This window comes from Desulfoscipio sp. XC116 (assembly GCF_039851975.1).
Classification (GTDB): domain Bacteria; phylum Bacillota; class Desulfotomaculia; order Desulfotomaculales; family Desulfallaceae; genus Sporotomaculum.
In genome coordinates this window covers 1,850,797-1,874,865 of sequence record NZ_CP156660.1, presented here as the reverse complement: position 1 = coordinate 1,874,865, position 24,069 = coordinate 1,850,797, and the positions used below count along the sequence as shown (strand labels likewise).

Annotated in this window: 29 protein-coding genes, 1 tRNA gene and 1 pseudogene; 26 read left to right on the top strand and 5 right to left on the bottom strand. The window is 43.9% G+C overall.

Annotated features, from left to right (window positions below; genetic code table 11):
• Positions 1–33 precede the first annotated feature (33 nt).
• From tsaE to ABDB91_RS08875, 20 genes and pseudogenes are all read left to right on the top strand, one after another.
• Positions 34–513 carry a tRNA (adenosine(37)-N6)-threonylcarbamoyltransferase complex ATPase subunit type 1 TsaE gene (gene tsaE / locus ABDB91_RS08970; protein WP_347491250.1) on the top strand — a complete coding sequence of 160 codons (480 nt, stop codon included), beginning with the start codon at positions 34–36 and terminating at the stop codon, positions 511–513.
• A complete protein-coding gene (tsaB, locus tag ABDB91_RS08965; protein ID WP_347491249.1) occupies positions 494–1,204 on the top strand; it encodes a tRNA (adenosine(37)-N6)-threonylcarbamoyltransferase complex dimerization subunit type 1 TsaB in 711 nt (236 codons plus the stop codon). The genes tsaE and tsaB overlap by 20 nt, the downstream gene beginning before the upstream one ends.
• A complete protein-coding gene (gene rimI, locus ABDB91_RS08960; protein ID WP_347491248.1) occupies positions 1,197–1,682 on the top strand; it encodes a ribosomal protein S18-alanine N-acetyltransferase in 486 nt (161 codons plus the stop codon). The genes tsaB and rimI overlap by 8 nt, the downstream gene beginning before the upstream one ends.
• 26 nt (positions 1,683–1,708) lie before the next feature.
• Positions 1,709–1,852, top strand: coding sequence for a hypothetical protein (locus ABDB91_RS08955; protein ID WP_347491247.1), 144 nt, complete (start codon positions 1,709–1,711; stop codon positions 1,850–1,852).
• A 197-nt stretch (positions 1,853–2,049) separates the two neighbouring features.
• Positions 2,050–2,610, top strand: coding sequence for an RNA polymerase sigma factor SigX (locus tag ABDB91_RS08950; protein WP_347491246.1), 561 nt, complete (start codon positions 2,050–2,052; stop codon positions 2,608–2,610).
• Positions 2,610–3,743: a zf-HC2 domain-containing protein gene (locus tag ABDB91_RS08945; protein WP_347491245.1), complete on the top strand. Its 1,134-nt coding sequence runs from the start codon at positions 2,610–2,612 to the stop codon at positions 3,741–3,743. The genes ABDB91_RS08950 and ABDB91_RS08945 overlap by 1 nt, the downstream gene beginning before the upstream one ends.
• A 13-nt stretch (positions 3,744–3,756) precedes the next feature.
• On the top strand, positions 3,757–4,686 hold the full coding sequence (locus ABDB91_RS08940) for an ABC transporter ATP-binding protein (RefSeq protein WP_347491243.1): 930 nt from the start codon (positions 3,757–3,759) through the stop codon (positions 4,684–4,686).
• Positions 4,670–5,503, top strand: coding sequence for an ABC transporter permease (locus tag ABDB91_RS08935; protein WP_347491242.1), 834 nt, complete (start codon positions 4,670–4,672; stop codon positions 5,501–5,503). Before ABDB91_RS08940 ends, ABDB91_RS08935 begins: the two co-directional genes overlap by 17 nt.
• 225 nt (positions 5,504–5,728) lie before the next feature.
• Positions 5,729–5,803, top strand: a tRNA-Arg gene (locus ABDB91_RS08930).
• Positions 5,804–6,004: 201 nt separating this feature from the next.
• Entirely contained in the window at positions 6,005–6,802 is a 798-nt protein-coding gene (locus ABDB91_RS08925) for a recombinase family protein (protein ID WP_347491241.1), read from the top strand.
• Between the two features lie 69 nt (positions 6,803–6,871).
• Positions 6,872–7,234: a recombinase family protein gene (locus ABDB91_RS08920; protein ID WP_347491240.1), complete on the top strand. Its 363-nt coding sequence runs from the start codon at positions 6,872–6,874 to the stop codon at positions 7,232–7,234.
• Positions 7,235–7,465: 231 nt separating this feature from the next.
• Entirely contained in the window at positions 7,466–8,488 is a 1,023-nt protein-coding gene (locus tag ABDB91_RS08915) for a recombinase family protein (protein ID WP_347491239.1), read from the top strand.
• A 307-nt stretch (positions 8,489–8,795) separates the two neighbouring features.
• Positions 8,796–8,966, top strand: a complete 171-nt coding sequence (locus tag ABDB91_RS08910; protein WP_347491238.1) for a helix-turn-helix domain-containing protein — start codon at positions 8,796–8,798, stop codon at positions 8,964–8,966.
• Positions 8,967–9,099: 133 nt separating this feature from the next.
• On the top strand, positions 9,100–9,300 hold the full coding sequence (locus tag ABDB91_RS08905; RefSeq protein WP_347491237.1) for a hypothetical protein: 201 nt from the start codon (positions 9,100–9,102) through the stop codon (positions 9,298–9,300).
• A 6-nt stretch (positions 9,301–9,306) separates the two neighbouring features.
• The gene (locus tag ABDB91_RS08900) at positions 9,307–10,266 is read left to right on the top strand and encodes a hypothetical protein (protein ID WP_347491236.1); all 960 of its coding nucleotides are present in this window, start codon (positions 9,307–9,309) and stop codon (positions 10,264–10,266) included.
• Between the two features lie 10 nt (positions 10,267–10,276).
• A complete protein-coding gene (locus tag ABDB91_RS08895) occupies positions 10,277–10,765 on the top strand; it encodes a hypothetical protein (RefSeq protein WP_347491235.1) in 489 nt (162 codons plus the stop codon).
• Positions 10,749–12,794 carry a hypothetical protein gene (locus ABDB91_RS08890; protein ID WP_347491234.1) on the top strand — a complete coding sequence of 682 codons (2,046 nt, stop codon included), beginning with the start codon at positions 10,749–10,751 and terminating at the stop codon, positions 12,792–12,794. The genes ABDB91_RS08895 and ABDB91_RS08890 overlap by 17 nt, the downstream gene beginning before the upstream one ends.
• A gap of 38 nt (positions 12,795–12,832) precedes the next feature.
• Entirely contained in the window at positions 12,833–14,224 is a 1,392-nt protein-coding gene (locus tag ABDB91_RS08885) for an AAA family ATPase (protein WP_347491232.1), read from the top strand.
• A gap of 4 nt (positions 14,225–14,228) precedes the next feature.
• Positions 14,229–15,185: a DUF4435 domain-containing protein gene (locus tag ABDB91_RS08880; RefSeq protein ID WP_347491231.1), complete on the top strand. Its 957-nt coding sequence runs from the start codon at positions 14,229–14,231 to the stop codon at positions 15,183–15,185.
• A gap of 52 nt (positions 15,186–15,237) precedes the next feature.
• Positions 15,238–15,345, top strand: a pseudogene (locus tag ABDB91_RS08875) (methylated DNA-protein cysteine methyltransferase); the annotation flags it as partial.
• Between the two features lie 411 nt (positions 15,346–15,756).
• Here the strand turns inward: ABDB91_RS08875 and ABDB91_RS08870 are convergent.
• Positions 15,757–15,957 carry a hypothetical protein gene (locus ABDB91_RS08870; RefSeq protein WP_347491677.1) on the bottom strand — a complete coding sequence of 67 codons (201 nt, stop codon included), beginning with the start codon at positions 15,955–15,957 and terminating at the stop codon, positions 15,757–15,759.
• On the opposite strand from ABDB91_RS08870, the gene ABDB91_RS08865 reads away from it, so the two are divergent.
• The 3 genes from ABDB91_RS08865 to ABDB91_RS08855 are packed head-to-tail and all read left to right on the top strand — an operon-like array spanning position 15,862 to position 18,497.
• The gene (locus ABDB91_RS08865; RefSeq protein ID WP_347491567.1) at positions 15,862–16,302 is read left to right on the top strand and encodes a DUF6431 domain-containing protein; all 441 of its coding nucleotides are present in this window, start codon (positions 15,862–15,864) and stop codon (positions 16,300–16,302) included. The two genes, ABDB91_RS08870 and ABDB91_RS08865, sit on opposite strands and share 96 nt — an antisense overlap.
• 49 nt (positions 16,303–16,351) lie before the next feature.
• Positions 16,352–17,704, top strand: coding sequence for a DDE-type integrase/transposase/recombinase (locus ABDB91_RS08860; RefSeq protein WP_347487742.1), 1,353 nt, complete (start codon positions 16,352–16,354; stop codon positions 17,702–17,704).
• On the top strand, positions 17,697–18,497 hold the full coding sequence (locus ABDB91_RS08855) for an AAA family ATPase (RefSeq protein ID WP_347487743.1): 801 nt from the start codon (positions 17,697–17,699) through the stop codon (positions 18,495–18,497). The genes ABDB91_RS08860 and ABDB91_RS08855 overlap by 8 nt, the downstream gene beginning before the upstream one ends.
• A gap of 225 nt (positions 18,498–18,722) precedes the next feature.
• On the opposite strand, the gene ABDB91_RS08850 is transcribed toward ABDB91_RS08855, so the two are convergent.
• From ABDB91_RS08850 to ABDB91_RS08835, 4 genes are all read right to left on the bottom strand, one after another.
• Positions 18,723–19,004, bottom strand: coding sequence for a hypothetical protein (locus ABDB91_RS08850; protein WP_347488131.1), 282 nt, complete (start codon positions 19,002–19,004; stop codon positions 18,723–18,725).
• Positions 18,988–20,613: an IS66 family transposase gene (locus tag ABDB91_RS08845; protein WP_347488132.1), complete on the bottom strand. Its 1,626-nt coding sequence runs from the start codon at positions 20,611–20,613 to the stop codon at positions 18,988–18,990. Before ABDB91_RS08845 ends, ABDB91_RS08850 begins: the two co-directional genes overlap by 17 nt.
• A 68-nt stretch (positions 20,614–20,681) precedes the next feature.
• Entirely contained in the window at positions 20,682–21,035 is a 354-nt protein-coding gene (gene tnpB / locus ABDB91_RS08840; RefSeq protein WP_347488133.1) for an IS66 family insertion sequence element accessory protein TnpB, read from the bottom strand.
• Positions 21,029–21,403, bottom strand: coding sequence for a hypothetical protein (locus ABDB91_RS08835; protein WP_347488134.1), 375 nt, complete (start codon positions 21,401–21,403; stop codon positions 21,029–21,031). Before ABDB91_RS08835 ends, tnpB begins: the two co-directional genes overlap by 7 nt.
• Positions 21,404–22,017: 614 nt before the next feature.
• Between ABDB91_RS08835 and ABDB91_RS08830 the strand changes: the two genes are divergently transcribed.
• The 3 genes from ABDB91_RS08830 to ABDB91_RS08820 are packed head-to-tail and all read left to right on the top strand — an operon-like array spanning position 22,018 to position 24,006.
• Positions 22,018–22,605: a hypothetical protein gene (locus ABDB91_RS08830; RefSeq protein ID WP_347491230.1), complete on the top strand. Its 588-nt coding sequence runs from the start codon at positions 22,018–22,020 to the stop codon at positions 22,603–22,605.
• Positions 22,606–22,610: 5 nt separating this feature from the next.
• Entirely contained in the window at positions 22,611–23,069 is a 459-nt protein-coding gene (locus ABDB91_RS08825) for a helix-turn-helix transcriptional regulator (protein WP_347491229.1), read from the top strand.
• Positions 23,062–24,006 (top strand): HipA domain-containing protein, encoded by a 945-nt coding sequence (locus tag ABDB91_RS08820; protein WP_347491228.1) that lies wholly within the window; start codon positions 23,062–23,064, stop codon positions 24,004–24,006. The genes ABDB91_RS08825 and ABDB91_RS08820 overlap by 8 nt, the downstream gene beginning before the upstream one ends.
• Positions 24,007–24,069: the final 63 nt, after the last annotated feature.

Sequence of the window (24,069 nt, the reverse complement as noted above, 5' to 3'; positions counted from 1 at the left end):
TGAATGACATCTGGTATTCTGGAGGTAATATTTTTGATAGCGCTGGAAACACATTCTGCCGAAGAAACCGGCGGTTTTGGTATTATAATGGGAAACCTGCTGCAAGCGGGGGACGTTATTACCTTGAATGGAGATTTGGGGGCCGGTAAAACTTGTTTGGCTGCCGGTGTGGCCAGGGGACTGGGCATCACCGAGCGGGTTACCAGTCCCACATTTACACTGATTAACGAGTATGACGGTCATCTGCCGTTATACCACCTGGATGTTTACCGGCTGGCCAACCCCGAAGAGTTGGAGGACCTGGGATATGAAGAATACTTTTACGGCTCCGGTGTAACCGTGATCGAGTGGGCCCGTCAAGTTGAGCAGTACTTGCCTGACGAACGATTGGATATTTATATTGAAAAGCAAACTGGTGATGATAACTACAGAGTATTAAAATTAATGCCCCAAGGCAGCCGATACAATAAACTGGTGAAGGAGTTAATACATCATGTTTGTGCTGGGAATTGAAGCAGCTACTCCGGTGGCTGCTGTGGCGGTAGTCGCGGAAGGGAAAATTTTAGCTGAACGAATGGTAAACAACCGCCGTACCCACTCGGTAAACTTGCTGCCTATGGTAAGGGACACACTGTCTGATGCGGCCATAAACAAGGAGCAGCTGTCGGGTATAGCCGTTTCCTCCGGACCGGGATCTTTTACCGGACTGCGTATTGGTATGAGCACAGCCCGCACGCTGGCCCAGGTATTAAGTCTTCCTTTAGCCGACGTGCCAACATTAGATGCGCTAGCCTATCCGCTAAGCGGCCATGCCGGGCTTGTTTGTCCTATTCTTAATGCACGGAAGAACGAAGTTTATGCAGCCTTATACAATAACACCAGCACCGGACAAGAATGTTTGGTGCCCGCCAGAGCCACAGGACTGCCGGAGTTACTAAAATTACTGGAGGGATTTAAGGAACGGGTAACCTTTATAGGGGATGGCGTTGCAGAATATGGCGGCTTATTAAAGGCTCAAATGGGTTCAAACGCCTGCCTGGCGCCGATCTGTGCATCTTTTCCCAGAGGCGCGGCGGTAGCGGAATTAGGTCTTCGGCTGTTGCAAGCAGGTAAGGCTTGCGACCCGCTGACATTGCTGCCTCATTATATACGGGAATCGGAAGCGGAAATTAAATGGCGGGAAAGGTGCCGGACTAATGGGTAGAAATGCGGCAGGCTCGGAAAACATAACCTTTGGCCAAATGCACGTTAACCACCTGAATCAGGTAGTACAAATAGAGAACGTTTCTTTTCCCACACCCTGGACTAAGAATGCTTTCGATTATGAGCTGCGCGTTAATGATTTTGCTCATTACATTGTCGCTCTGACGGATATTCAAACCGTGGTTGGTTATGCAGGCATGTGGATAGTTCTGGATGAGGCCCATGTTACCAATATTGCAGTCCATGGAGATTACCGTGGACGTGGGCTGGGCACTGCGTTAATGCTTCAATTGGTACAAAAAGCCATATCATTTGGCGTACAACGCATGACCTTAGAAGTACGCCCTTCCAATTTACCGGCCCGGGTATTATATAGCCGTCTGGGTTTTGAGGAATATGGATTTAGAAAAAACTATTATGCGGACACCAAGGAAGACGCCATTATCATGTGGAAAAATGATTTAAGCCGCATACCTTAAAAAATTAGCCGGGAAGGATGCATAACATGACAAAAACGGTTAAAATACTGCTGCGATTGGGAGGTATAGTCTTGATCGGGATGGCCATGCTGGGTAATTTGCAGGGGCCATACCCCACGATTATAGGCATTGCCGGGGTAGTTATTTTTTTCGCCGCCGGTTCCACCTGAAAAAGCTGTTAGTCGCGGGTCGACTATTAATAATGTTGTGAAATAGTAAAATTCATTTTGTCCGGGAACATATCCCGGTATTTTTATTTTAATAATTTTAATATCATACATATATAAACAGTCGCAATGTTTATAGTACGCCAATCTATAAAATATATTTAAAATGTCACTATACTGAATACGGCTGTGTTATACAAATGAAAGGAAAACGGGGGGGGTGGCCGGCCATTTTCCCGTCTCAAATGGAAAAGGGTGCATTGTCCCATATATCTTATCAAGAAATATATAACCGCTATTATCCGGCTGTATGTCGCCAGCTTACTTATATGCTGGGCAGTCGGGCAGTGGCGGAGGAGATTACTCAAGAAACCTTCCTGAAGCTGTACTGCACTCCGCCTCGGGAATATCAAAACATTGGGGGGTGGCTTTCCAAGGTGGCTACCAACCTTGCATACAATTACCTGCGCAGCGAAAAAAGCCGCCTGCGCAGAGAGGAAAAGACCGGAAGCCACGGATTAACGGTGGTTTCCAGTGAAGAGAAAGCACTTCAAAATGAAGAAGCCAGCCTGGTACGTTTTACATTACAAGCTCTGCCGGAAAGGGACAAATTATGTTTACTAATGAAGCACTCCGGTTTTAGTTACGATGAAATAGCAGCAGCCATTGATGCAAAAAAAACTTCGGTAGGTACCATTATCGCCCGAGCCCAGGCCAAATTCAAAAAAATTTACCTGGAACAGAAAGGATGTGACGCTTAATGTGTTATGAAGAAGGCATCCTTCAGGCTTATATGGACTGTGAATTAAGCAGCGAACAGAGACGCGAGATAACCCGACACCTGGGGCAATGTGCAAAATGCCGCAGCGTTTTGGAGGAATTAAAATCCAATAACTTATTTGTTGAATTTTGCATGGAACAATGCCTTGCTGACATGCCGGATAACTGTACCGCAGCCAAAGTTCGATTAAACAATGACCGCTTATCAACCAGGCTGCGCAATATTATATCAAAGAGATTGGAAAGGAGTTTAAATGCCATGAAATTTTACAAAAAAACTATGGCCACTGCGGCAATGGCTGCTATATTGTTCACCGCCTTTAGCTTTCCGGCTGTGCGCAGTATGGCCGGTGAATTTCTAACTGTATTTAGAATGGAAAAGGTGCAGACGATTAATGTCAGCCCCGGGGAAATAAGACAATTAGAAAAAGCTGTTAGCGAAGGAGCCGGCAATGTTAATATTGAAAACTTCGGTAAGGTTGAAGTATCCGGCAAACAAGAAACAATTCCGGTAACTTTGGCTCAGGCGGCAGACGCTGTGGACTTTGCCGTAAAACTGCCCCAACCGGCAGGCTATGAAGGGCCGGATCTGCAAAAGGTAACCGGCAGCACGGCGAACCTTACTCTTGACGTGGCTAATGTAAACAGCCTGTTACAGGCTCTTGGCAGCACAAAATTACTGCCGGAAAGCTTGGACGGGCAAACCTTTACCATGCATATGCCCACCGCCATAGTGGCCAATTACCGCTCGGACAGTGATAAGTTAATGGTTATCCAGGCTAGAAGCCCTGAAATGAAGGCCCCTGCCGGGGTGGATGTATTATCCATTAGAGATGCCCTTTTAAATGTGCCTGCCCTGCCGGAGAATCTGCGCAGCCAATTGCTGGCGGTGGATGACTGGCAGCACACCATATTGATTCCAAATATGGACGGTACATCAAAGGATGTTATCGTTAACGGAACGCAGGGTGTTTTTATGGATGGCAGTGATCAAGCGGATAATTCTATGGCCATGAGCTTTTTAATCTGGCAGAAAAGCGGCGTAATATATACCCTATCGGGCACAAACTTAAATGAAGAGTCCGCTGTTGCCATTGCGGGGCAAATGAAATAAGGTGGGGTTTTAATTGGATTTGGCCATTGAAACTGTCAATTTAACTAAGCATTATGGCAAAAAGACGGGTTGTGTTGATATTTGCCTCCGGGTTCCCCGGGGGCAAATCTTCGGCTTTTTAGGTCCCAACGGAGCGGGTAAAAGCACCCTGGTGAAAACATTAATGGGACTGCTTTTCCCCACTTCAGGAGAGGCCCGACTGCTGGGCAAACCACTGGGGAATACCGTAGTGCGGAGAAAAATCGGTTTTTTGCCCGAAAACTTTCGCTATCATGACTGGCTTACCTGCAAGCAGTTGCTGGATTTTCATGCCTCACTTTACGGCATGAGCAGTACAGACAAAATCCGTTGTATACCGCAGGTTATCGAAAAAGTGGGACTGGCCGGGCAAGAAAACCAGAAGATACGCACCTATAGCAAGGGTATGCAGCAAAGGGCCGGGTTGGCCTGCGCGTTGCTGCCCGATCCCGATTTATTGTTTTTGGATGAGCCGACTTCCGCGCTTGACCCGCTGGGACGCCGCGATGTGCGGGAGATACTGTTGGAACTGCGGGCAAGCGGCAAGACTATTTTTTTAAACAGCCACTTGCTCAGCGAGGTAGAAATGATCTGCGATACAGTAGCCTTTATTAATAAGGGCATGGTCATTCGTCAAGGGACTTTGGATGAACTAAGGCCCGCTGAAATTAATGTGGAATTAAAATTAGAGGGCCTGACCACCGACCAAATAAAGATGCTGCTAAACGGCATAGCACGCTCTCTAACCATTGATAGAGATATTGTTTTAGCTTCGGTGGACCGGGAAGAAGATGTACCGCTACTGGCGGAAGCGGTTGTCCGGAGCGGTGGCAGGTTGTATGAATTAAACCGCCGGCGTTCTTCCTTGGAGGAAATGTTTATCAGTATGGCACAGGAAGGTGAAAAAAATGCTGGCGATTATTAAAATTACTTTCCGCGAGGCGCTGGGCCGCAAGGTAGTACTTATATCGCTCATCCTGGCCGCCGCTTTTTTGGGATTATACGGCACCGGAGTACATTATACTGCCAAAGACCTGGCCAGCCACCCCAACCCCATGCTGGCGCAGGTAATTTATCCGCAGATACTGTCCTTCGGTCTTTATTTCGGCGGCTTTATAGTATCATTTTTAGCCATTTTTTCCGCTGCCGGCGCAATAGCTTCCGAAATTGAAAGCGGCATTATTCAAACCATTATTCCCAAGCCTGTGCGACGCTATGAAATATTGCTGGGCAAATTCGTTGGTATTAGTCTATTTATGGTCCTGTATGCTGCAGTTTTTTTTGCGGTTATTTCCATGCTGATGCACTTTAAAACCGGCTTTGAGTTAACCGGGCAATGGCACGCCCTGGCACTGTTTGCCCTGCAGCCCATAGTATTATTGGCGGTAACATTATGCGGCTCCATATTGCTGCCTACCATTGCCAACGGTATAGTGATGTTTATGCTGTATGCGCTGGCTGTAATCGGTGGTGTGGTAGAGCAAATCGGCTGGCTGATCAACAGCACCGTTTTGCAGCAGACCGGCATAGTGGCCAGTTTAATTATGCCCGTTGATGCCCTGTATCGCAAAATAGTCCACCTGCTCATAAGTCCATCCAATAACCCGCTTCAGGCCATCCAGCAGATGGGGCCATTTGGCAGTATGTCGGAACCAAGCGTTTGGATGGTGGTTTATGCAATGCTGTATGTGGTTTTTTTTACTGGTTTAGCCGTATATCTCTTCGGTAAAAGGGATATTTAAGAAGTCTGATTATTCGGCACCGGTGATAATGTCCGGTGCCGAATAAAAGATTAGTTCACAATTGGCAGTTAATCGGCTTCTTATATTCCCACGGGGTCAACAGCTTAAACTTTTCCGCTAGATATGTAAATCACGATTCCCGTAAAATATACTGATTGCCAGTTTTAGACCTTGCATTATTTAAAATTTGTGATACAATATCCTACGTAGCAATTTTAAGAGTACGCGCCTGTAGCTCAGGGGATAGAGCGCCGGCCTCCGGAGCCGGAAGCGCAGGTTCGATTCCTGCCAGGCGCACCAAGATAAGGTGACAAAACTGTTTTTCAAGAAATGGCTTGAAATCAAGGTTTGTCACCTTTTTCGTTATCAGGAACAAAAAGCAAAAAGGAATTATTGACTGACGGAGGGATTCGAACCCTCACATAATAAAAAGTAGCTACGATGGTTTTGAACTGTCGTGGCTTTTTATTCTAGAAAATTATTTGAACGGAGGAAATCATTATGTTTAGAAATGAATTGATTAAAGCCGGTATTCAAAAATCCTTTGAAACTGGAACGTCCAAAATAGCCGATAGGATCTGCTACGGCTATTCAAAAACTTCCGATGGAGGTTTGACTATCAATAAAAAGGAAGCTCAAATCGTCCTTTTCATCTTTGACCGTTATCTCTCCGGTGAAAGTTTGGGAAAAATTGCTGATACACTGACGGAAAAGAAAGTAGCCTCTCCATCCGGCAAGGACAAGTGGAGCCGCAAGGTCGTAGACGGACTGTTGTCCAATGAAAAGTATGTCGGACAGGTCCTACTCCAAAAAACTATCATCCAAGATGATCAGCAAGTTAAAAATAATATTGACTCAAGGTATCTACTTACGGACCATCACCCGGCCATCATTTCCAAGGATATCTTTGATGCTGTACAGGCAGAAAAAGCAAGACGCTCCAATCTTAAAACAACAGAATCCGGTTCACAGAGAAAGGCCACGAAGTACAATTCTGGTAATGTACTCAGTGGCCTTTTGATTTGTGAGGAATGCGGCAGCCCTTACCGCAGGATCACTCGTTCCGGCGGTGAGGTCGTCTGGCGTTGTGCCAATCGTGTAGAGCATGGAAAAGCATATTGCAAAGATTCCGTGACTGTCACCGATGAAGCCGTAAAAGAATATATGTGCGGGGCATTGGATATGCCGGGCTTTGACGAACAGACTGTACGGAACAGTGTAAATTTCATCACAGTCAGGCATGAGGGGAGCTTTGAAATCACCTGCAAGAAGGAACCGGTTTTATCCATGACCTTGTAAAATAGATCATCCTTTCCAAAGGGGAAAAAGTTTTGTATCCTTTAGGAAAGGCAGGTGATAAACAAGTTTGTGGAGATCATTGAAATTCCAGTAAAACCGAAAGAGTTTTTTTCTATTCCAAAACTGAAGGTAGCCGCATATTGCCGGGTTAGCAAGAATACCGAAGAACTGCTCAACAGCTTGGATATCCAAAAACAACATTACGAATCCTTGATCACCAGTAACCCATTCTGGGAAAACGCAGGTATCTTCACAGATATTGCCAGTGGCAGAAATATGAAGGCGCGAAGCGACTTCCAGAAGATGTTGAAAGCCTGCCACAAAGGCAAGATCAACATTATCCTGACCAAATCCGTCAGCCGTTTCGGAAGAAATACATTGGATGCCCTTAAAATACTGGATAAGCTGCGTGAGCTTGGAATTGACGTATAGTTTGAATTGGAGAATATCCGCCTTCTAAGCGAAAACTCCCGGCTACGGCTTGATTTGCTCAGTGGGTTTGCTCAGGAAGAGAGCGAGTCCAAGAGCAAAAACGTCAAATGGGGACTAAAGCAGAGCTTCCAATCCCCTAAAAGCAAAAAGAGTAATACTGTTTGCTATGGATATATACATGATCAGCATGGCTATCTGATTGTCCATGAAAAGCAAGCCGAAATTCTCCGTATGATTTTCATGCTCTACCTAAATGGATTTAGCCTGAATCGAATTGCCAAAGAATTGAAAACTCTGGCTATTCCATCTCCTAACGGGAAAGAGACATGGAGCAGCCAGACACTGAATCGGATACTCTCCAATGAAAAGTATGCCGGGAACGTACTGCTTCAGAAATCCTATATCAAGGATTATATCTCAGGAAAACAGATTAAGAACACAGGACAGCGTGAGCAGTATTATATCACTAATCATCATACTGCCATCATTTCTCAGGTTGAATTTGATAAGGTGCAACAGGAGAAAAAGCAGCGCAGTAATATATCCTGCACGGAGCAAGGCAAGCAAGTACATTCCAGGACGAGATACAGCAGCGATCCTATTTCCGGATTGCTAGTTTGTTCGGAATGCGGCAGCTCATACAGGAGGATTACCCGTAACACCTTTGAAGGGAAAGAAATTGTCTGGCGCTGTGCAAGCCGTGTGGAGCATGGAAAGAAATACTGCAAAAACTCTCCGACAGTTTCACAACAACAGTTGGAGAATGTTTTATTTAAAGCGTTTGGCGTATTCCCGCCGGATCACGAATTGCTCCGAAAGGTGGTTCAACAGATAACGGTCACACCGGATGATTTACGCGTTGGCCTGGCTGAGATGGACGATATAACCAGATCCATATTCCTGCGCAGGCAGGAATATCAGCTTTGCCAGGCGTATCTGTCTGGTGATACAAAAGCATTGGAATACTTATTTGAGTGGAATTATCCACTTCTGATAAGATATGTTTTCCATATCAGCCACCGGTCATTTCTGAAAGAGGAAGATAAGGAGGATGTGATCCAAAACACAGCGCTTAAATCTATCCAATGCATTGCCTCCTATAACGGCAACTACCGGTTTTGGGCGTGGCTGAAGATGATCGCATATCATGAGTTCTGCCGTATAATTAAAAATATCAGGAGATATTCCTGCGAAATATCGATGGAATACTTTGAGTGGAAACGGTATGAGGGGCGGGATGATTTCGCTCAATAGGAAAGTGAACAGGCAGCCGACTTTCTGCTGAGCGCAGTAAATGAAAGCCAGCATCAAATCATCGTAGAGAAGCTCTTCCATGGTAAGACACTGGTAGAAATCGGGCTGAAGAAAAATATCTGCCGCTAATGGTGAGCGCCCGGTATCGCAATGGACTAAGGCACAGAGGAGATTGTATATCCAAGAATTTTCTGCTATATATTATCATATTTCGTACAAATGTACACATTTTCGATAGTCATTGTATTATTCGTGTTATAGATATATAATAAAAATATGTAATATTTTCCTGCGAAGGATTGCTGTTATGGACTATATGGCCGCGAGAGAAGCATCTGAAAAATGGGGTGTCACGCAGCGCAGAGTGCAAGTTTTATGCGCTCAAGGGAAGATACCCGGTGCTGTCCAGTTTGGCAACTCTTGGGCAATACCTAAAAGTGCTGTTAAGCCGAAGGATGGTAGATATAAGAAGGAGTAAGTTTTAAACTTGATAAAACCGAAGATAACCCTAGTTTTTGTTTATCAATTTTATACATGGCTCATAATGATGCGACTGCATATGGGGAATTCTTAGGGCTTTCATATATATCAATGCTACAGGAGAAATTGTTGTGTATGAGGGAAAATATTATGATTTTAGTGAAAAGGTGTTTTTTATAGATAAAGAGGTAGTAATATTAAAGATTTACGATCCATTATGTTTCGCAAAGATAAAGTTGATTGAAGACGCTTCTGAAATGATAGTTGATTTGAATTGTTTAAGATCGAATCCTGATTTAGCAAACTCGATTTCTTTAGGTATATGGAGGTGATTGGAAATGATTTTAGATTTTATTGCCTCTCCTCTCAGTGGAAACGCTTGGGAGGAACTATGTGATCAGTGTTATCGTATGCGCTATCAAGCAGATAATTATCAAAAGATTCCCGCTACTTATAAAGGTGATGCAGGTATAGAAGGCTTTACCCAAACCGGAATTGTATATCAATGCTATTACCCAGAGCGAGAATATGATGATAATACACTATATGAACATCAAAGGGACAAGCTTACCCGAGATATTAATAAATTGATTAACCAAGAATATAAAAAACGTTTATACAATTTAGGTGTTCCGGTAATAAAGCAATGGCATTTTGTGGTTCCTTGCTACAAAGATAGTCGTATACTACAGCATGCTACTGTGAAACGTAATGAGATTCTTAAAAGTAAGGATGCAAAGCCAAGCGAATATGATCATTTAGATGGTGGTTTTAATATCATAATTAAAATAGCAGAAGATTTCAAAGTTGAGCTATCAAGGATTATTCGAGAGACTCTTACCGATACAAGATTAAATGCTATCACCAAAGAGTTTGAAGTAATACCTTGGGATAAATGTCCTTCTGATAAAGTTAATAATATCCGCCGTAAGATTAAAGCCGTAATGAACCATGCAAATGACGCTAGCGATGATGATATTAATGAGATAGTAGGCATGTACGTTTCGTACTACATTAAGGGTATTGAAATATTTAGGATGTTACAGACTGATTTCCCCGAAATTTATGAACAAGTATATGCGCTTGGACAGGCATGTAAAAGTGAAGTTAGTATTAAAACAAGGATGAATCAAGATCGTTCTTTAAATATTAGTATTTTTAATGACATTTTAAGTGACTTTGAACAAAAATTACGGAGGGAATTTGAAAAGTATTTCACTGCTGCCTCTATTATCGAATTAAAACATGATATGGTGGGAGCATGGTTAGCTGATTGCCCAATGGAATTCAGAAAATAGGTGAACTGCCATGAATATGTTATTTGTTGAAGCCAATGAGATTTTGTTTACCGAACGGCCTGAAGCGGTACCTTATAACTATAGGATAAGTTATAAGGTTGCACAATTATGCCTTATTTTAGCACGATCATGTGGACGCGGCGGTTGTTCAGTTCTTAAACTACATATGATTTCTTTAGCTTTGATGTCCAGAAGTGAAATGCAAAAACTCATTGATTATGTGAATGATAGAATTCATGAAAATACTCCTATCAGATTTGACCCAGCTGTAAATAGAGCCTTAAACTATGGTTTGGCAGATGGTATGTTCCTACAGCAAGTTAATGGCCTTTATCGGATTACTGATAAAGGGAAAAATTTTGTTTCCGAAATCGATAAAGAATATGATTTGATGGCAAGAGAAAAATTACAATTAAATGAACTGTCAAACAAGCTAACAGAGGGAAAAATTAAAGACTTAATGTCGTCATGGAGGTATTCTGATGTTGCAAATAAATAGGCTTAAGATCACCATAAGAACTACTGAGCAGGAGTTTGGGTTTGATCAAACATTTAAACAAGGCCTTAATTTCATTGCCAGTGACGACAATACTTGTGGAAAGAGTTCAGTTATCGAGGGTATATACTATGCACTTGGTTTTGAAGAAATTATAGGAGGTAGAGGTGAAAAAGTTTTAACTTCTGTATATAAGAGTGCTATAGAATATGATGGAAAAACTTATAACACGCTTGAATCAGAAGTATATTTGGAATTATTTAATGGAGCAGATGTTATTACTTTATATCGTACTGCCAAAATGGACAACAGAGATTCTCGATTAATCACAGTTCATTTCTCTGGAATTGCTGATATAAAATCCGGAGTCACCGATTTTGAAGATATGTATGTACATATGCCTAACTCAGCAACAAACGAAAAAGGATTCCATACATTTTTAGAAAGATACTTGGGATTGGAGTTGCCATACGTAAATAACTACAATGATTCGGAAAGCAAATTATATTTGCAGCTTCTTCTTTCCAGTATGTTTATTGAACAGAAACGCGGATGGGCAGATATTTTTTCAGGAATGCCGAATTTAGGAATAAAAGAAGCCAAGCAACGTGTTGTAGAATATACGCTTGCTTTAAATACAATCGAAAATGAAAAAAAGAAAATAATGCTTTCTGATGAAAAAGGTAATATAGAACATGAATGGAATGCCATTTTACAATTGTTTTCCACCGAAAGCCGCAATGCACAATGCAATATATATAACATTCCTACTGCCCCAAGAATTATTGATGATACTGTAAAAGCTAAAATTTTTATAGAGTATATAACTGGACAAGGAATAGACGAATATATAGCATATCTTAAAAGTGAACTGGGAAAATTATCTTCATTAAAGCCAAAAATAGTTGATAATTTTGAAGCTTTACATAGTGAACTTGAGGAAACAGAAAAGCAAATAGAGTTAATAACCAATAAGATTAGCGACGCAAGGGCTAAGCTTGTTATGGAAGATGCTAGTATCAAAAAACTCCGTGAGAATTTAGATACTATTAACATAGATATTGTCAACAATAAGGATGCAGCAAGATTAAAAAATCTTGGTGCCCAAGTAGGATCTGAAATAATGAAAGGTCTTTGCCCTATTTGTAATCAGGAGATACCGGATACTCTGTTACCATCTATAAATGAATTTCATGTTATGAGCATAGAAGAGAATATAAAGCACTTAAATGCTCAAAGAGAAATATTTCAATTTGCATTAGACGGACATCATGCATCGAAAGAAGAATTGAAAACTTTAATTACAAGCAATGAGGCTAAACTATTCACACTTAGGCGTTTGGCAGTTTCATTGCGAAACGATCTATATTCAGTTGATGATGAATTATCTGAATCAATTGTATATAAAAAGCTGAAAGTTGCCAATGATATTCAATCTTTAGAAGAGTTTAAAAGCAAATTCAGTGAGGAAATTAATAAGTTAGTTGAACTATCAGAGCGTTGGAAAAAATACTTAGAAGGCAAAACCAGTTTGTCTAAAGAAAAATTTACACCGGAAGATAAGATAAAGCTAGCTTCTTTTGAAAGTAACTTTAAGCGCGATCTACGGATATATGGATATAAAAGTGTTTCAAATATAGAAGAGATTTCGATATCGCGTGATACTTATTTACCTGTTATAAATAACTTTGATATGAAATTCGATTCATCAGCAAGTGATAACATACGAGCTATATGGGCTTTTACTATGTCTTTACTCCAAACCTCCAATAAACATTTGGGAAATCATCCTGGTGTTCTGATACTTGATGAGCCAGATCAGCATAGCATTATTATCACAAATATGGAAGCCTTTTTTAAAGATATATATGCCATAGAAGGATGGAAACAAGTAATTATTGGCATTACGATCAAAGACACGGATACTAGAACTGCCATCGAGCATTTAGATAAAGAATACTATAAGCTAATCAAGATAGCAAACAAAGCCTTTGCTCCGATACTGCCAAAGGCAGATAACAAGATAGTATAAAGCTTACCAAATTTTCTAAATAAGGGGAGAATTATAGAATGAGTACTTTAAATAGGTTTCAGCTCATTGGATTATATGGCTTTAGAAATATTGATATCCCCATAAAAGATAATACTTTCATTTTTGTAGGTGAAAATGGACTTGGCAAAACAACACTGCTTAAATATATGTTTACTGTTTTGTCAGGAGCCTATTTTCAGTTACCACCCCATGAGTTTGAAAAGATAATTGTTACTATTGATAATAGAGATTACGAGTTGTCATACGACGAAGTACACACGAATGATAATATTGAATTCAATTCTCAAATTATTAGAGTTTTACCGCCACCAATAAGGCATGAATTGATGGATTTAAAGGCAAATCGCTCTATTGTCACAAAGCAAGATATTATTTATGCTTGCCAAAGAATTGGATATCCTGCTGAAAAAATTCTTGATCGGTTAAACAGGCAATTACAAACAGAGCAGGCAAGTCTGTTTGATGAAAAGCAAGAATTATTAACAAAGATTCCGGAAGCATTAGATGCTAGAGTATTATATTTGCCGACTTATAGAAGAATTGAAGAAGACTTACCTCATGTAATAAAGGGTAGATACTCATTTACAAAAGAGGGAAACGAAAAAAGATATTTATACGAAGAATATAGTGACATTGAATCCAATAGTTATATTGAGCTAGTTGAATTTGGAATGCAGGATGTCAAGGATAAAATAGAGAAAAGATGCTCGGAATTGAGTAGGTTTTCAGAAAGCAGATTTAAGGATTTGGCATATATGAATCTTGGAGATGTAATAGATAAAAAATATCTCTCCTCCAACTATACTACTGATTCTATCACTGAGGCCGATATTAAGAAATTCGAGCTTTGCCTTTCAAGAAATAGTAAGGAAATGCTTTCGGAAAAACAAGTAAGTACTTTGATTAAGATTATATCTAAGGGTGACTTTAATTCAGAAGATACCCATAGTCAAATTTTACTGTATTATTTCAAAAATTTGTTATTGCTGCAAAGTGATTTAGAGAATAAGGAACAGAGCATTATTAATTTTTGTAATATGTGTAATAATTATTTTGAGTCTTCAGACAAAAAAGTTTGCTATGATATATCAACATTTAAGGTACAGGTTTTAAAAGAACGCAGTCATAAATGTGACCCGATAGACATGAGCGATTTATCCTCAGGTGAAAAGCAAATAGTCTCGTTATTCAGCCATTTATTTTTAGCAGAACATAAGAATTTCTTCGTTATTATCGACGAACCCGAGTTGTCTCTATCGGTTCTCTGGCAAAAACATTTTTTGAAGGATATAAGAAAAAGTGCATTATGCATGGGATTAATTGCAGCAACTCATTCTCCATTTATTTATGATAATGATCTATTAGAGTATACTCATAGTTTAGCTGAATGTATTGAGGAGGTTGAATAAAGTCATGTCTATGTTGGAAATTCAACGTTCAGCCTTAGAAGAAGTAATCGTACCATACCACACTTTTTTAATGTCCCAGTCAAAATCTAAAAAAAGATTATATGGATTTGTGGAAGGGAAAGATGACCCCTCATATTATCAAGGTCGAATTATCTCACAAATTCGCAATGATGAGTGGGAAGTTATTCTGATTGAAGCTGGACATCCCAAAGGAAATAAAAATCGAGTTTTGCGACTGCTGAACATAATTGACTGGAACAGATTCTCGCCAAAACAAACTACTTTTTTTGTTGATCGAGATTTAAGCGATTTTCTAGATGACTTACCTCAAAATGATAACCTGTACATTACCGATGAGTATTCAATAGAAAATAATATTGTTACAGTACATACGCTCAAAAGAGCATTGATAGAATTGTTTAATATTCATCTTGTTGATTATGAGTTTGACATTGTTGTTAAATTTTTTGAACAGGGGATTCAAAAGATAGCATATGTAGCAGAAATAATAACATGCTACTATTTGTTTTTAAGAAAAAAGGGATTAACCCCCAGTCTTGGAGATATAGATATTAGTGAAATAATTCGAGTTAACAAATGCATAGTGGATGTAAAATCATTAGAGGCCATTAAGAGATACATTAAAACAAAATGGTGTTACGATTATGACGAGCTATGTATTAAAGAAATACAAGAGGATTTTTCTGAGAAAAATAAAGGTTATAAGTATGTCAGAGGTAAATACCTTATGTGGTATTTTATTAAATTCATAAATTCGTTTTGCTGTACTTGCAATGAAATTATTCCCAGTATGGACAAGCCTATCACCGGATACAGGGAATTAAGCGAGAAGTATGCTATACAGGATCTTGGCCCCCGTTCAAAAACGCCCTGTTCTTTAAACGAGTTTATTGAACGTACATATATGTACTACATAAAAGAATTCGCTCAATGTTCTTAAATATATATGCCCCAAAATACAGATAAAAAAGCATTGAAAAATACGGCGGGGAAAAATGTATTTTGCTCCGCCTATTGAATATGGCAGAGTAATGAAACTTGTTCCTTATGTAAAAGTTATAACGATTGGAGAAATAAGAGAGTACTTTGCAAAATTGAATCACAAAAAGAAAATTTGGAAGCCGAGTTGGAGCATGCTTCCCTCCTCCTCTTCCCGGTAAAGCCGTATGGCTTGCCGGGATTCCATTGCATGTGTTGCGGGGGCATCTTTTTTGACCTAACTTTCCATAATTTTTTGTCGAAAGAAGTCGATTGCTGCAAAGTGATGGACTTCTTTGCGTCTATGTCCATATAATAAAATGGAGACTACTTACTACTTATAGGCTGCGTATTATTTGATTGAGTATTCCGGCATAAATTGTTCCTGCCGCCCTGTAATGCCCGAAAGCTGATGGTGTTGCCTGTCCAGAAGTTGCCATATATAATGACCATATCATGAAGAAAGGAAAGACGCCCCTTTTTTTGGTGTACTGCTGCAGCAACAGCAATACCAGGGGCGCCACCACGTATGGTCATTTTAACAGAATATGAGCTAATTGAAAACCTTGAAAAAAGTGTTTTTTGTAAAGAGCGCGGAGCAGATTCCCTGTCCCTGTTGTAACGGGCCACTGGATGTCATCGGCAGCCGGCAACGCAAGTACATAAATGGCCTTGGCGATCAGATCGTGCTCATCATTCGCCGGCTCCGTTGTGAACACTGCCGTCGGATCCATCACGAACTTCCGGATATACTCGTCCCGTACAAACGCCACAGCAGAAAAAGCATTGAGGCGGTCATAGCCGGAGACACCGCACTGACCGTCACCGCTGACGAATCCACATTAGGCCGTTGGCGCAGTTGGTTTAGTGAAATGTATTATCACTTCCTGGGTTGCCTGGCCTCCATCGCTACCTTACTCGGTAACCAATCTGTGAAAGAATCGTCCTGTCTTTCCCAGTCTGCGCTCACAAGGATTTGGGACTATGTTGGCAACGCCACCGGCTGGCTGGCCAGAGTTGTCCGATCAGTGGCAAACACAAATTGTTGGGTACATACCCGTTCTGCATTCCCGTCCTGACGGTCAGGATATAAACTCATGCTAAGCCTAAAAATTAGGGGGTTTTAGCATGAAAGACCAACAAAAGGCCGAAGAGATTGCCGCTCAGCGGATGCAACTACTATCCCCGCTGCTAGCGGACGGGCTTGATGCGGCCAAAATCAGGGAAATTAAGAAAGATATCTGCCAGCAGACCGGACTATCCGAGCGTACGCTGCGCAGATACCTGGCCCAGTACCGGGCAGTCGGCTTTAGGGGACTAAAACCTAAAGGCAAAGGCCGGCAAACCGAAGAAGCTATACCATCAAATATCCTAACTCAGGCCATCCTGTTGCGTCGTGAGGTGCCCGGTCGCAGCATCGCTCAGATCATTCAGATTATGGAATGGGAAGGGCTGATCCAGGAAGGGCGGATTAAACGCAGCACCCTGCAGGAGAAGTTGGCCGAGAAAGGCTACAGCACAAGACAGATGCGCATGTACTCCGACAGCGGCGTGGCGGCTCGGCGATTCCAAAAGAAGCACCGCAACCAGCTCGTACATTCCGACATCAAATACGGCCCCTACCTGCCAATCGGCAAGGATGGCGCTAAAAAGCAGGTCTACCTGGTCACCTTCATCGACGATGCCACCCGCTTTGTGCTGCACGGCGAGTTCTACCCGACGCTGGATCAGGTCATTGTAGAAGATTGCTTCCGTAAAGCGATTCACAAATACGGAGTTCCCGAAGCGGTATATTTCGACAACGGTAGCCAGTATCGCACTAAATGGATGCATCGCACCTGCAGCAAATTAGGCACCCGGCTAGTATTTGCAAAACCGTACTCTCCGGAGGCAACCGGTAAAGTAGAAAGGTTTAACCGGGTGGTGGACGCCTTCTTAGGCGAGGCCAAACTGGAAAAACCACAATCGCTGGACAAGTTAAATGAGCTGTTTTGGGTCTGGCTGGAGGAGTGCTACCACAACAAGCCGCATTCCGGGCTAGATGGTAGCGCCAGCCCGCATGCTGCCTACCGCAGTGACAACAAGGCACTAAGGTATTTGGATCCACAAACCATCGCTAACGCCTTTTTGCACTGTGAAAAACGGAAAGTGGACAAGGCTGGCTGCATCAGCTTTAACGGCAATAAGTACGAAGTCGGGCTGCCGTTTATCGGGTGTAAAGTGCAAGTCATCTACGACCCCGCTAACATCACTGAACTGACTATTGAATATGAAGGGCACGCACCCTGGACAGCTAGGCAGTTAGTAATCGGCCAGCGAGCCGGGAAACGCCCCCCGCTGCCGGAACACCTGCAGCCCAAGCCCGCCGAATCGTCGCGACTCCTGGCTGCAGCCGCCCTGAAAAACCAGCAGCGTAAAGAGCAGCAGGCTCCAGCCATTTCTTTTAGAGCCGTGAACAAGGAGGATAACAGTCATGTTTGAATCCTTCTACGGCCTGTCTAAAACACCGTTCTCCCGGGACATCCCAACGGATCAGTTGTACCAATCGCTGATGCTAGATGAGACACTGGGCCGATTGGAATATGCCGCCCGTAGGCAACTTTTCGCCGTGGTTACCGGTGACTGCGGTACCGGTAAAACAACCACCATCCGCCTGTTCAAGGCCTCTTTAAATCCGGCCATGTTCATGGTGATGTATCTGGCGGACTCCAAACTTACCCCCCGGCATTTCTACAAGGGCCTATTGGAACAGCTAGGCTGTGAAGCCAAGTTTTATCGCGGCGACGCCAAGCGCCAGTTGCACCGGGAAGTCGAACTCATGCGCGGTATTCAGCAACTGCAGCCGGTTGTTATCGTAGACGAAGCGCATCTTTTGGACAAAGAAATGCTGGAAGAGGTACGATTCTTGTTGAACTTTAAAATGGATGCCCAAAGTCCTATGGCCCTGATCTTGGTGGGTCAGAGCGAACTGTGGGATAAGTTCCAGCTTCAAGCGTACGCCGCCATCCGCCAACGGATCGACCTGCAGTGTAAACTGCCGCACCTGGACCGTTCCCAAGTCGGGGAATATATTAATCGGCACCTGGCTTATGCCGGCGCCGAACACGATATCTTTTCAGATAATGCGGTTGATCAGGTGTTCCGGTATTCCAGCGGTGCAGTCAGGCTTGTTAACAAAGTCTGCACCCATTGCTTGCTCTATGGAGCTCAAAACGGTCGTCGGATTATTGATGATCACATGGTGAAGTTGGTTATCCAGGGAGAATTGTTATAATTCTCCCTTCCCCGGGCCGGTGGGCACTAAGTCCGTCAATTCACGGACAACTAACACCGTCTATTGCTGGACGTTACAGATCGTCAGTAACAATAAATTACACCGGCTGTCCGGTGTTTGGAAACCGATGTTCCGGTTAAAGGAAACTCCTTATCTGTATTCGCATTTATTAGGTAAGCGTCAAACCAATTGACGCCTTGACCAATGCCGACTCGTATTAAGCGGTTACAGGAACCCTTCATCACTGATGTCAACGACATCCAGAAACTGCTTCCGAATGTGTCTTCGGAATGCTTCATCGCTGAGGCGCTCGCCTTTATAAACACCGTCTTCCACCAGGCGATCGTCAATCAATCTTGCAAATTCCTCGTCTTCACGGGCCATTTTTTGGTAGCGCTGTTGTACTTCATGGGGGAAATCCAGTTGGAAATCCAGACGACTTATGTTGCCTTTGAGGAACGCTTCGACCATATCGAGAACCATGTCAATGTTACTTCGTTTTTTCATGGTAACTCCTCTCGTTTAAGCCTGGCGGGACTTTGCACGTCTCCGGCGCGTTCCAGGGCAGCAGCAGCTCTAACTGTTTCGGGTCGCCGAGATCCATGTTAGGTGCCGCGTCAAAAACATAGCTCAGAAAGCGGTGGGGATCCAATCCGTTTTCCTTCGCCGTCTCAATGAGGCTGAACATGACGGCGCTGCCTTGCGCCCCTTTCGGTGTATTGGCAAACAAAAAGTTCTTCCGGTCAATGACAAACGGTTTGATGCTGCGTTCCGCTCGGTTGTTGCTGAACTCCAGCCGCCCGTCCAGGAGATAATTTGTTAGCCAGGACCACTGCTCCTGCAGGTAATAGATGGCTTTGCCAATCGCGGATTTCGGTGCGGTTTTATGGGCTCTCAGCCACGCCGAAAAGGCTTCAAGCATTGGTTTTGCCAGTTCCTGACGTTTCTCATAGCGTCTTTCCGTCGGGCAGGCCGCCAATTGTTTTTCAAGGTCAAACAGTGCGTCGCAATAGCGTTTTCCGCGCAGGGCTAAAGACCCCCCCCGGTCTTTTTCCGGGAGAGCTTTCAGGGCTTCATTAAATTTTCGTCGGGCATGAGCCCAGCAGCCTACCACAGTGATCGAACCCGGCAGATTGTGATAGCCGCTGTACCCGTCCGTATGCAAATATCCGGAGAAACCTTTTAGAAACTCGGCCGGGCGGCGGGCTTTTCGATCCGGTTGGTATTCATACAGGATAATCGGCTGTCCGGTATCTCCGCTGGTCCGGTATAGCCACATGTAGCTCTTGGACTGAGCGGATTTCCCCGGCTCCCGCAGCACTTGCAGAGTGGTTTCATCACCATGCAGCACTTGCCGGGCGCAAAGCCTGCGATGCAGTTCATGGTAGATGGGCTCCAGCCAATCTGCAGTGCTTTTCAGCACCCAGTTGGATAACGTTTGGCGCGACAGTGTTATCCCCTGGCGCTGAAAAGATTTCTCTTGCCGGTATAGCGGGGCTCCCATGACAAATTTCTGCGTGATGATGTGCGCTACCGCCTCCGGTGAGGCAAAGCTCCCTTTGATGACGTTGTTTCTTTGGGGCGTTCTGAGCACGGGGACTTCTGTGCCGGTTTTTTCGCAGGTTCGGCAGGCGTAGGTATAATAGATATCTTCCAGGATCACCGCGCTGGCCGGAATGATTTTTAGCCTCCGCTGCACGGTCTTTCCAATAATTTGCAGTTCGTCGTTGCAGACCGGGCAGGTGCGCTCTTGATCCGGCAGAAAATGCTCGGTGGTTTCGACGGGCAGGTTCTCAGGCAGGCTGTCCTTCGTTTCCCGTCGCTTCTTGCGAACGTGGGGTTTTACATCGGTTAACTCCGGTTCCGGCACAGCTTCGTCCGCGAAGAGTTCCGCTTCATTAAATAGGTTCGGCTGCTCCCAGCCGTCATATTGGCTCTGTTCGGACGAAGACCCAAAACGTTTTTGCCGGGCCAGGCGCAGTTGCTCCAGAAACCATTCTACTTGACGTGACAATTCGGCGTTTTGGGTCTTTAGTGCAAGATATTCATTGTATTCTGTGCGCGAAATCGTCACGATTTCGGCGCTGTCTTTAACGGTTTCAGGCACGTTTTTCATGCTTGAATTATACCATATTTTGCTGCGAAAAACAATGAAAAACCCCGTATTTTCAAGGCTTCCCGGCTTTAAACAATACTTAAATTATTCACCGGACGCAGGGCTTTAGGTTGGTCAATGGAGAGCCCTTCCATGAGCCAGCGGAATTGCTGTTCCGTGAGTGCCCGGACGTCTTCCGGGGTTCTCGGCCATTGGAAACGCCCGCTTTCCAACCGCTTATACAGAAGTACGAATCCGTTTCTCTCCCAGTAGAGCGCTTTAATCCGATCAGTTCGCCGGCCGCAGAACAGAAACAGACTGTCGGAGAAGGGGTCAAGCTGAAAGCGCTGCTGAACCATAGCGGCCAGCCCGTCAATACCCCGGCGCAGGTCTGTGTAGCCGCAGGCCAGATACACGTGCGCAGCGCGTGTGACATCTAACACAGCGCCTTCACCGCTCTGAGGATCGTTTCCACGGTTTCTGAGTGCACACCGTTTTGAAATTCCAGTGTGACGTTACCAAAATGAAGGGTGACGACCGCCGCTGGCACGCTCTGAACCGGGGCCGGTATCCGGCACTCGGTAAATACAGCTGTTTCAGCCCGCGTCATGATCGGTTGCTGATTTGACTCTGCAAGAAGGTTTTGTGTCCCTGCGTCCCAAACCGCACGCTGCCATCGGTAATAGGTCTGCGGGGAGATATGGCGCTCTTTGCACCAGGTGCAAATTGTTTGGCCGCTGGTCCGACATTCATAGATAAGCCTGCGCCATTCCTCCACTTTAAGCTCATGTTTTACTTTTTGCAGTTCCATTGTAATCCTCCTGCGAGGCAGTATTAAAAACTATTGAGAGCTCTCGCAATATCTCGCGTTCTCTCAGGATACTCTCGCTACTATACTCTCTCACAGAAAGGGCGGGGAAGGTAGGTGTCGTTAGATTTGACGCTTACTTTATTCCACGGTCCTATTGACAATGAGCCTCTGGCGGCATGTTTGCAGGCATCTATCGGCATCACCCTCCCTGAACAAGGGGCAGAGCTCTGGAGAGGCTGATGCCTGGCTTGTACGCTAACACGCCGCCTTACTCATTGTCAATAGGCTTTCGCGGCATAAACGCTTACTTGGTTTCCTGTTCCGGATAACTGGTTTCCGATTCTCCGGAACTGCGGCTCCGCCGCACCAGTATATTCATTTGATATTGCGTTATGTAGGGTCGTTAATCTTTCTAATGGAACATCTCTATTAAATCCAGTTACAAAAAAGCAACGCTTGGTTCTATAAAATTTGGGATTGTCATCAAGCGATGTTGAGAAAAGTCTGCATAATCACTTTAAATAGGAAATTGTAGGTGATATTTTATCCGGGAATTTAGGTGATAAAGAAAAGCTGGGGTGGCATTACCGTATCTGGCAGAGTCTGGGTGTTTTATGGGCGGCGCTTATATATTTCCGACAGGCCAAACCATCCAGATGGTATATGACGGTGCCAATCTGTTAGAGCTAAAGGATGACGGTTACAGCGCTAAGCTGAAATTGGCGTCCGCTTCAAACAAAAACAGCGTCTGGCTCCGCCTGCCCGATTATGCAGAGGTAAACGGAGGCAGGCCTGACGAGCTTCGGAGCGTGCTCAATACGCTGGGCGTATCCTCTCTGCAGGAGTGCCGGACACTTGAAGCGGTTTGTGTGCTGCCGAACATTCAGAACCTGTTAGAGCAAGACGACTCACTTGACAATCTAGTGTGGGATGGCAGCAACCTCGGCTATGTTCTGGGCGAACAATGGCAAGGAAAGCCTCACGCCATGAAACAATTTCAAGCGGCGATGGAGTATGAAGGCTGCGACCGTTTGGACTTTGCGCTGGATATCTCACAAAACCTGCACGGCTATGATTTTCTGCCGGATGCCGCCACAGTGGGCAACGCCATCAGGCAGGAGGTTATATGCGATGATCGAGCGTCGGATATCTTGGCATACCTTGACGTTATATCGGAATGCCGATATAATGAGTATAGGTGATGAAAATGACAATACAACAGATTATGCAGGATATGCAGATATCCCGCTACCGTTTATCAAAAATCAGCGCAATTCCGTGGGCAACGCTTGCAGATATTTATTCTGGAAAAACCCATCTGGATCGTTGCGGTGCGGGGACGCTTTTCAAGCTGTCCAAAGCACTCGGCCTTTCCATTGAAGAACTGTTGGCACTCGAAACAGAGCCGACAAAAAGCATGGCAGATGGGAAACCGAATAGCAAAACGTATCTGGAAACCGAATTGTCCGGGAGTATCCAAAAAGCAATTAAAGAATACTTGCAAGGTGAGAAGGAGCAGGTGCTGCACATTGACTGCCTATGGGATGAGTTATATGGAGCCATTAATGCCGACCTTTGGTCAGACTTAATTACGGAGGAACAGGCAGGCTACCTGCGTGAGAAATATCTTGGTTTAGGCGGAAAGGAGGATGGTATTTATGATTGATTTTACCTCATGTGAAGTAAATAAATTCAGAGCCTACGGCGGGGCAAACGGAAATAAAATCAATATTTTGTATAAGGGCAGCAGCTACATGCTGAAATTTCCTCCTGTTCCCAGCCGTAATAAAGCAATGAGCTACACTAACGGCTGTATCAGTGAATACCTCGCCTGCCATATCTTTGCCTGCCTCGGATTTAGGACCCAGGAAACCCTGCTGGGAACCTATACTGATTCGCGCGGAAAAGAAAAAGTAGTCGTAGCCTGCGGCGATTTTACCGAGGGCGGCAAAAAACTCATGGAGTTTGCCCATCTGAAGAATACCTGTATCAGTAGTGAACAGAATGGATATGGAAAGGAACTCTCCTCCATCCAGCAGGCAATTGACGAACAGACTCTTCTGCCACAGGATCAGCTTCGGGATTTTTTCTGGGATATGTTTATTGCCGATGCACTGCTCGGCAATTTTGACAGGCACAATGGCAATTGGGGTATTCTTGTGGATGAGCAGTCTAAGACGGCTGAAATTGCTCCGGTTTACGATTGCGGCTCCTGCCTCTACCCGCAGCTTGCTGCCAGCCATATGGAAGCTGTCCTGAATAGTGAAGATGAGCTCGACAAGCGCATCTATGTCTTTCCTGCTTCATCTATTGAGGAAAACGGAAAGAAAATATCCTACTTTGAATTTATCTCTTCTCTGAAAAATCCGGACTGCACGGCGGCGCTTAAAAGAGTTTCTGCGCGGATTGATATGGAGAGAATACGGGCGCTCATTAATAAAACACCGACACTGCTTCCAATACAAAAGGAATTCTACACGGTGATCATTTCAGAGCGAAAGGTAAAAATTCTTGATTACAGTATGGAACAACTCATGAAGTTGGAAAGACAGGAACCGGAGCAAGAGGGATTGGAAAACCAGGGACAGCAGTTTTCTATGTGACTCAAAAAAGTATACCGCCAGCTGTCAAACGGTTTAAATAGCAATATGCGTTTTCCCATTATG

Bases quoted from the DNA above. Each gene is read 5' to 3' on its own strand.
- ABDB91_RS08935 (WP_347491242.1), top strand. From the start codon at position 4,670: ATGCTGGCGATTATTAAAATTACTTTCCGCGAGGCGCTGGGCCGCAAG.
- ABDB91_RS08825 (WP_347491229.1), top strand. From the start codon at position 22,611: ATGACAATACAACAGATTATGCAGGATATGCAGATATCCCGCTACCGT.
- ABDB91_RS08830 (WP_347491230.1), top strand. From the start codon at position 22,018: ATGGGCGGCGCTTATATATTTCCGACAGGCCAAACCATCCAGATGGTA.
- tsaB (WP_347491249.1), top strand. From the start codon at position 494: ATGTTTGTGCTGGGAATTGAAGCAGCTACTCCGGTGGCTGCTGTGGCG.
- ABDB91_RS08835 (WP_347488134.1), bottom strand. From the start codon at position 21,403: ATGGAACTGCAAAAAGTAAAACATGAGCTTAAAGTGGAGGAATGGCGC.
- ABDB91_RS08950 (WP_347491246.1), top strand. From the start codon at position 2,050: ATGAAAGGAAAACGGGGGGGGTGGCCGGCCATTTTCCCGTCTCAAATG.
- ABDB91_RS08820 (WP_347491228.1), top strand. From the start codon at position 23,062: ATGATTGATTTTACCTCATGTGAAGTAAATAAATTCAGAGCCTACGGC.
- ABDB91_RS08850 (WP_347488131.1), bottom strand. From the start codon at position 19,004: ATGAAAAAACGAAGTAACATTGACATGGTTCTCGATATGGTCGAAGCG.
- ABDB91_RS08845 (WP_347488132.1), bottom strand. From the start codon at position 20,613: ATGAAAAACGTGCCTGAAACCGTTAAAGACAGCGCCGAAATCGTGACG.
- ABDB91_RS08955 (WP_347491247.1), top strand. From the start codon at position 1,709: ATGACAAAAACGGTTAAAATACTGCTGCGATTGGGAGGTATAGTCTTG.
- ABDB91_RS08860 (WP_347487742.1), top strand. From the start codon at position 16,352: ATGAAAGACCAACAAAAGGCCGAAGAGATTGCCGCTCAGCGGATGCAA.
- ABDB91_RS08925 (WP_347491241.1), top strand. From the start codon at position 6,005: ATGTTTAGAAATGAATTGATTAAAGCCGGTATTCAAAAATCCTTTGAA.
- rimI (WP_347491248.1), top strand. From the start codon at position 1,197: ATGGGTAGAAATGCGGCAGGCTCGGAAAACATAACCTTTGGCCAAATG.
- ABDB91_RS08855 (WP_347487743.1), top strand. From the start codon at position 17,697: ATGTTTGAATCCTTCTACGGCCTGTCTAAAACACCGTTCTCCCGGGAC.
- ABDB91_RS08900 (WP_347491236.1), top strand. From the start codon at position 9,307: ATGATTTTAGATTTTATTGCCTCTCCTCTCAGTGGAAACGCTTGGGAG.
- ABDB91_RS08890 (WP_347491234.1), top strand. From the start codon at position 10,749: ATGTTGCAAATAAATAGGCTTAAGATCACCATAAGAACTACTGAGCAG.
- ABDB91_RS08910 (WP_347491238.1), top strand. From the start codon at position 8,796: ATGGACTATATGGCCGCGAGAGAAGCATCTGAAAAATGGGGTGTCACG.
- ABDB91_RS08895 (WP_347491235.1), top strand. From the start codon at position 10,277: ATGAATATGTTATTTGTTGAAGCCAATGAGATTTTGTTTACCGAACGG.
- ABDB91_RS08880 (WP_347491231.1), top strand. From the start codon at position 14,229: ATGTCTATGTTGGAAATTCAACGTTCAGCCTTAGAAGAAGTAATCGTA.
- ABDB91_RS08885 (WP_347491232.1), top strand. From the start codon at position 12,833: ATGAGTACTTTAAATAGGTTTCAGCTCATTGGATTATATGGCTTTAGA.
- ABDB91_RS08945 (WP_347491245.1), top strand. From the start codon at position 2,610: ATGTGTTATGAAGAAGGCATCCTTCAGGCTTATATGGACTGTGAATTA.
- ABDB91_RS08870 (WP_347491677.1), bottom strand. From the start codon at position 15,957: ATGGATCCGACGGCAGTGTTCACAACGGAGCCGGCGAATGATGAGCAC.
- ABDB91_RS08915 (WP_347491239.1), top strand. From the start codon at position 7,466: ATGATTTTCATGCTCTACCTAAATGGATTTAGCCTGAATCGAATTGCC.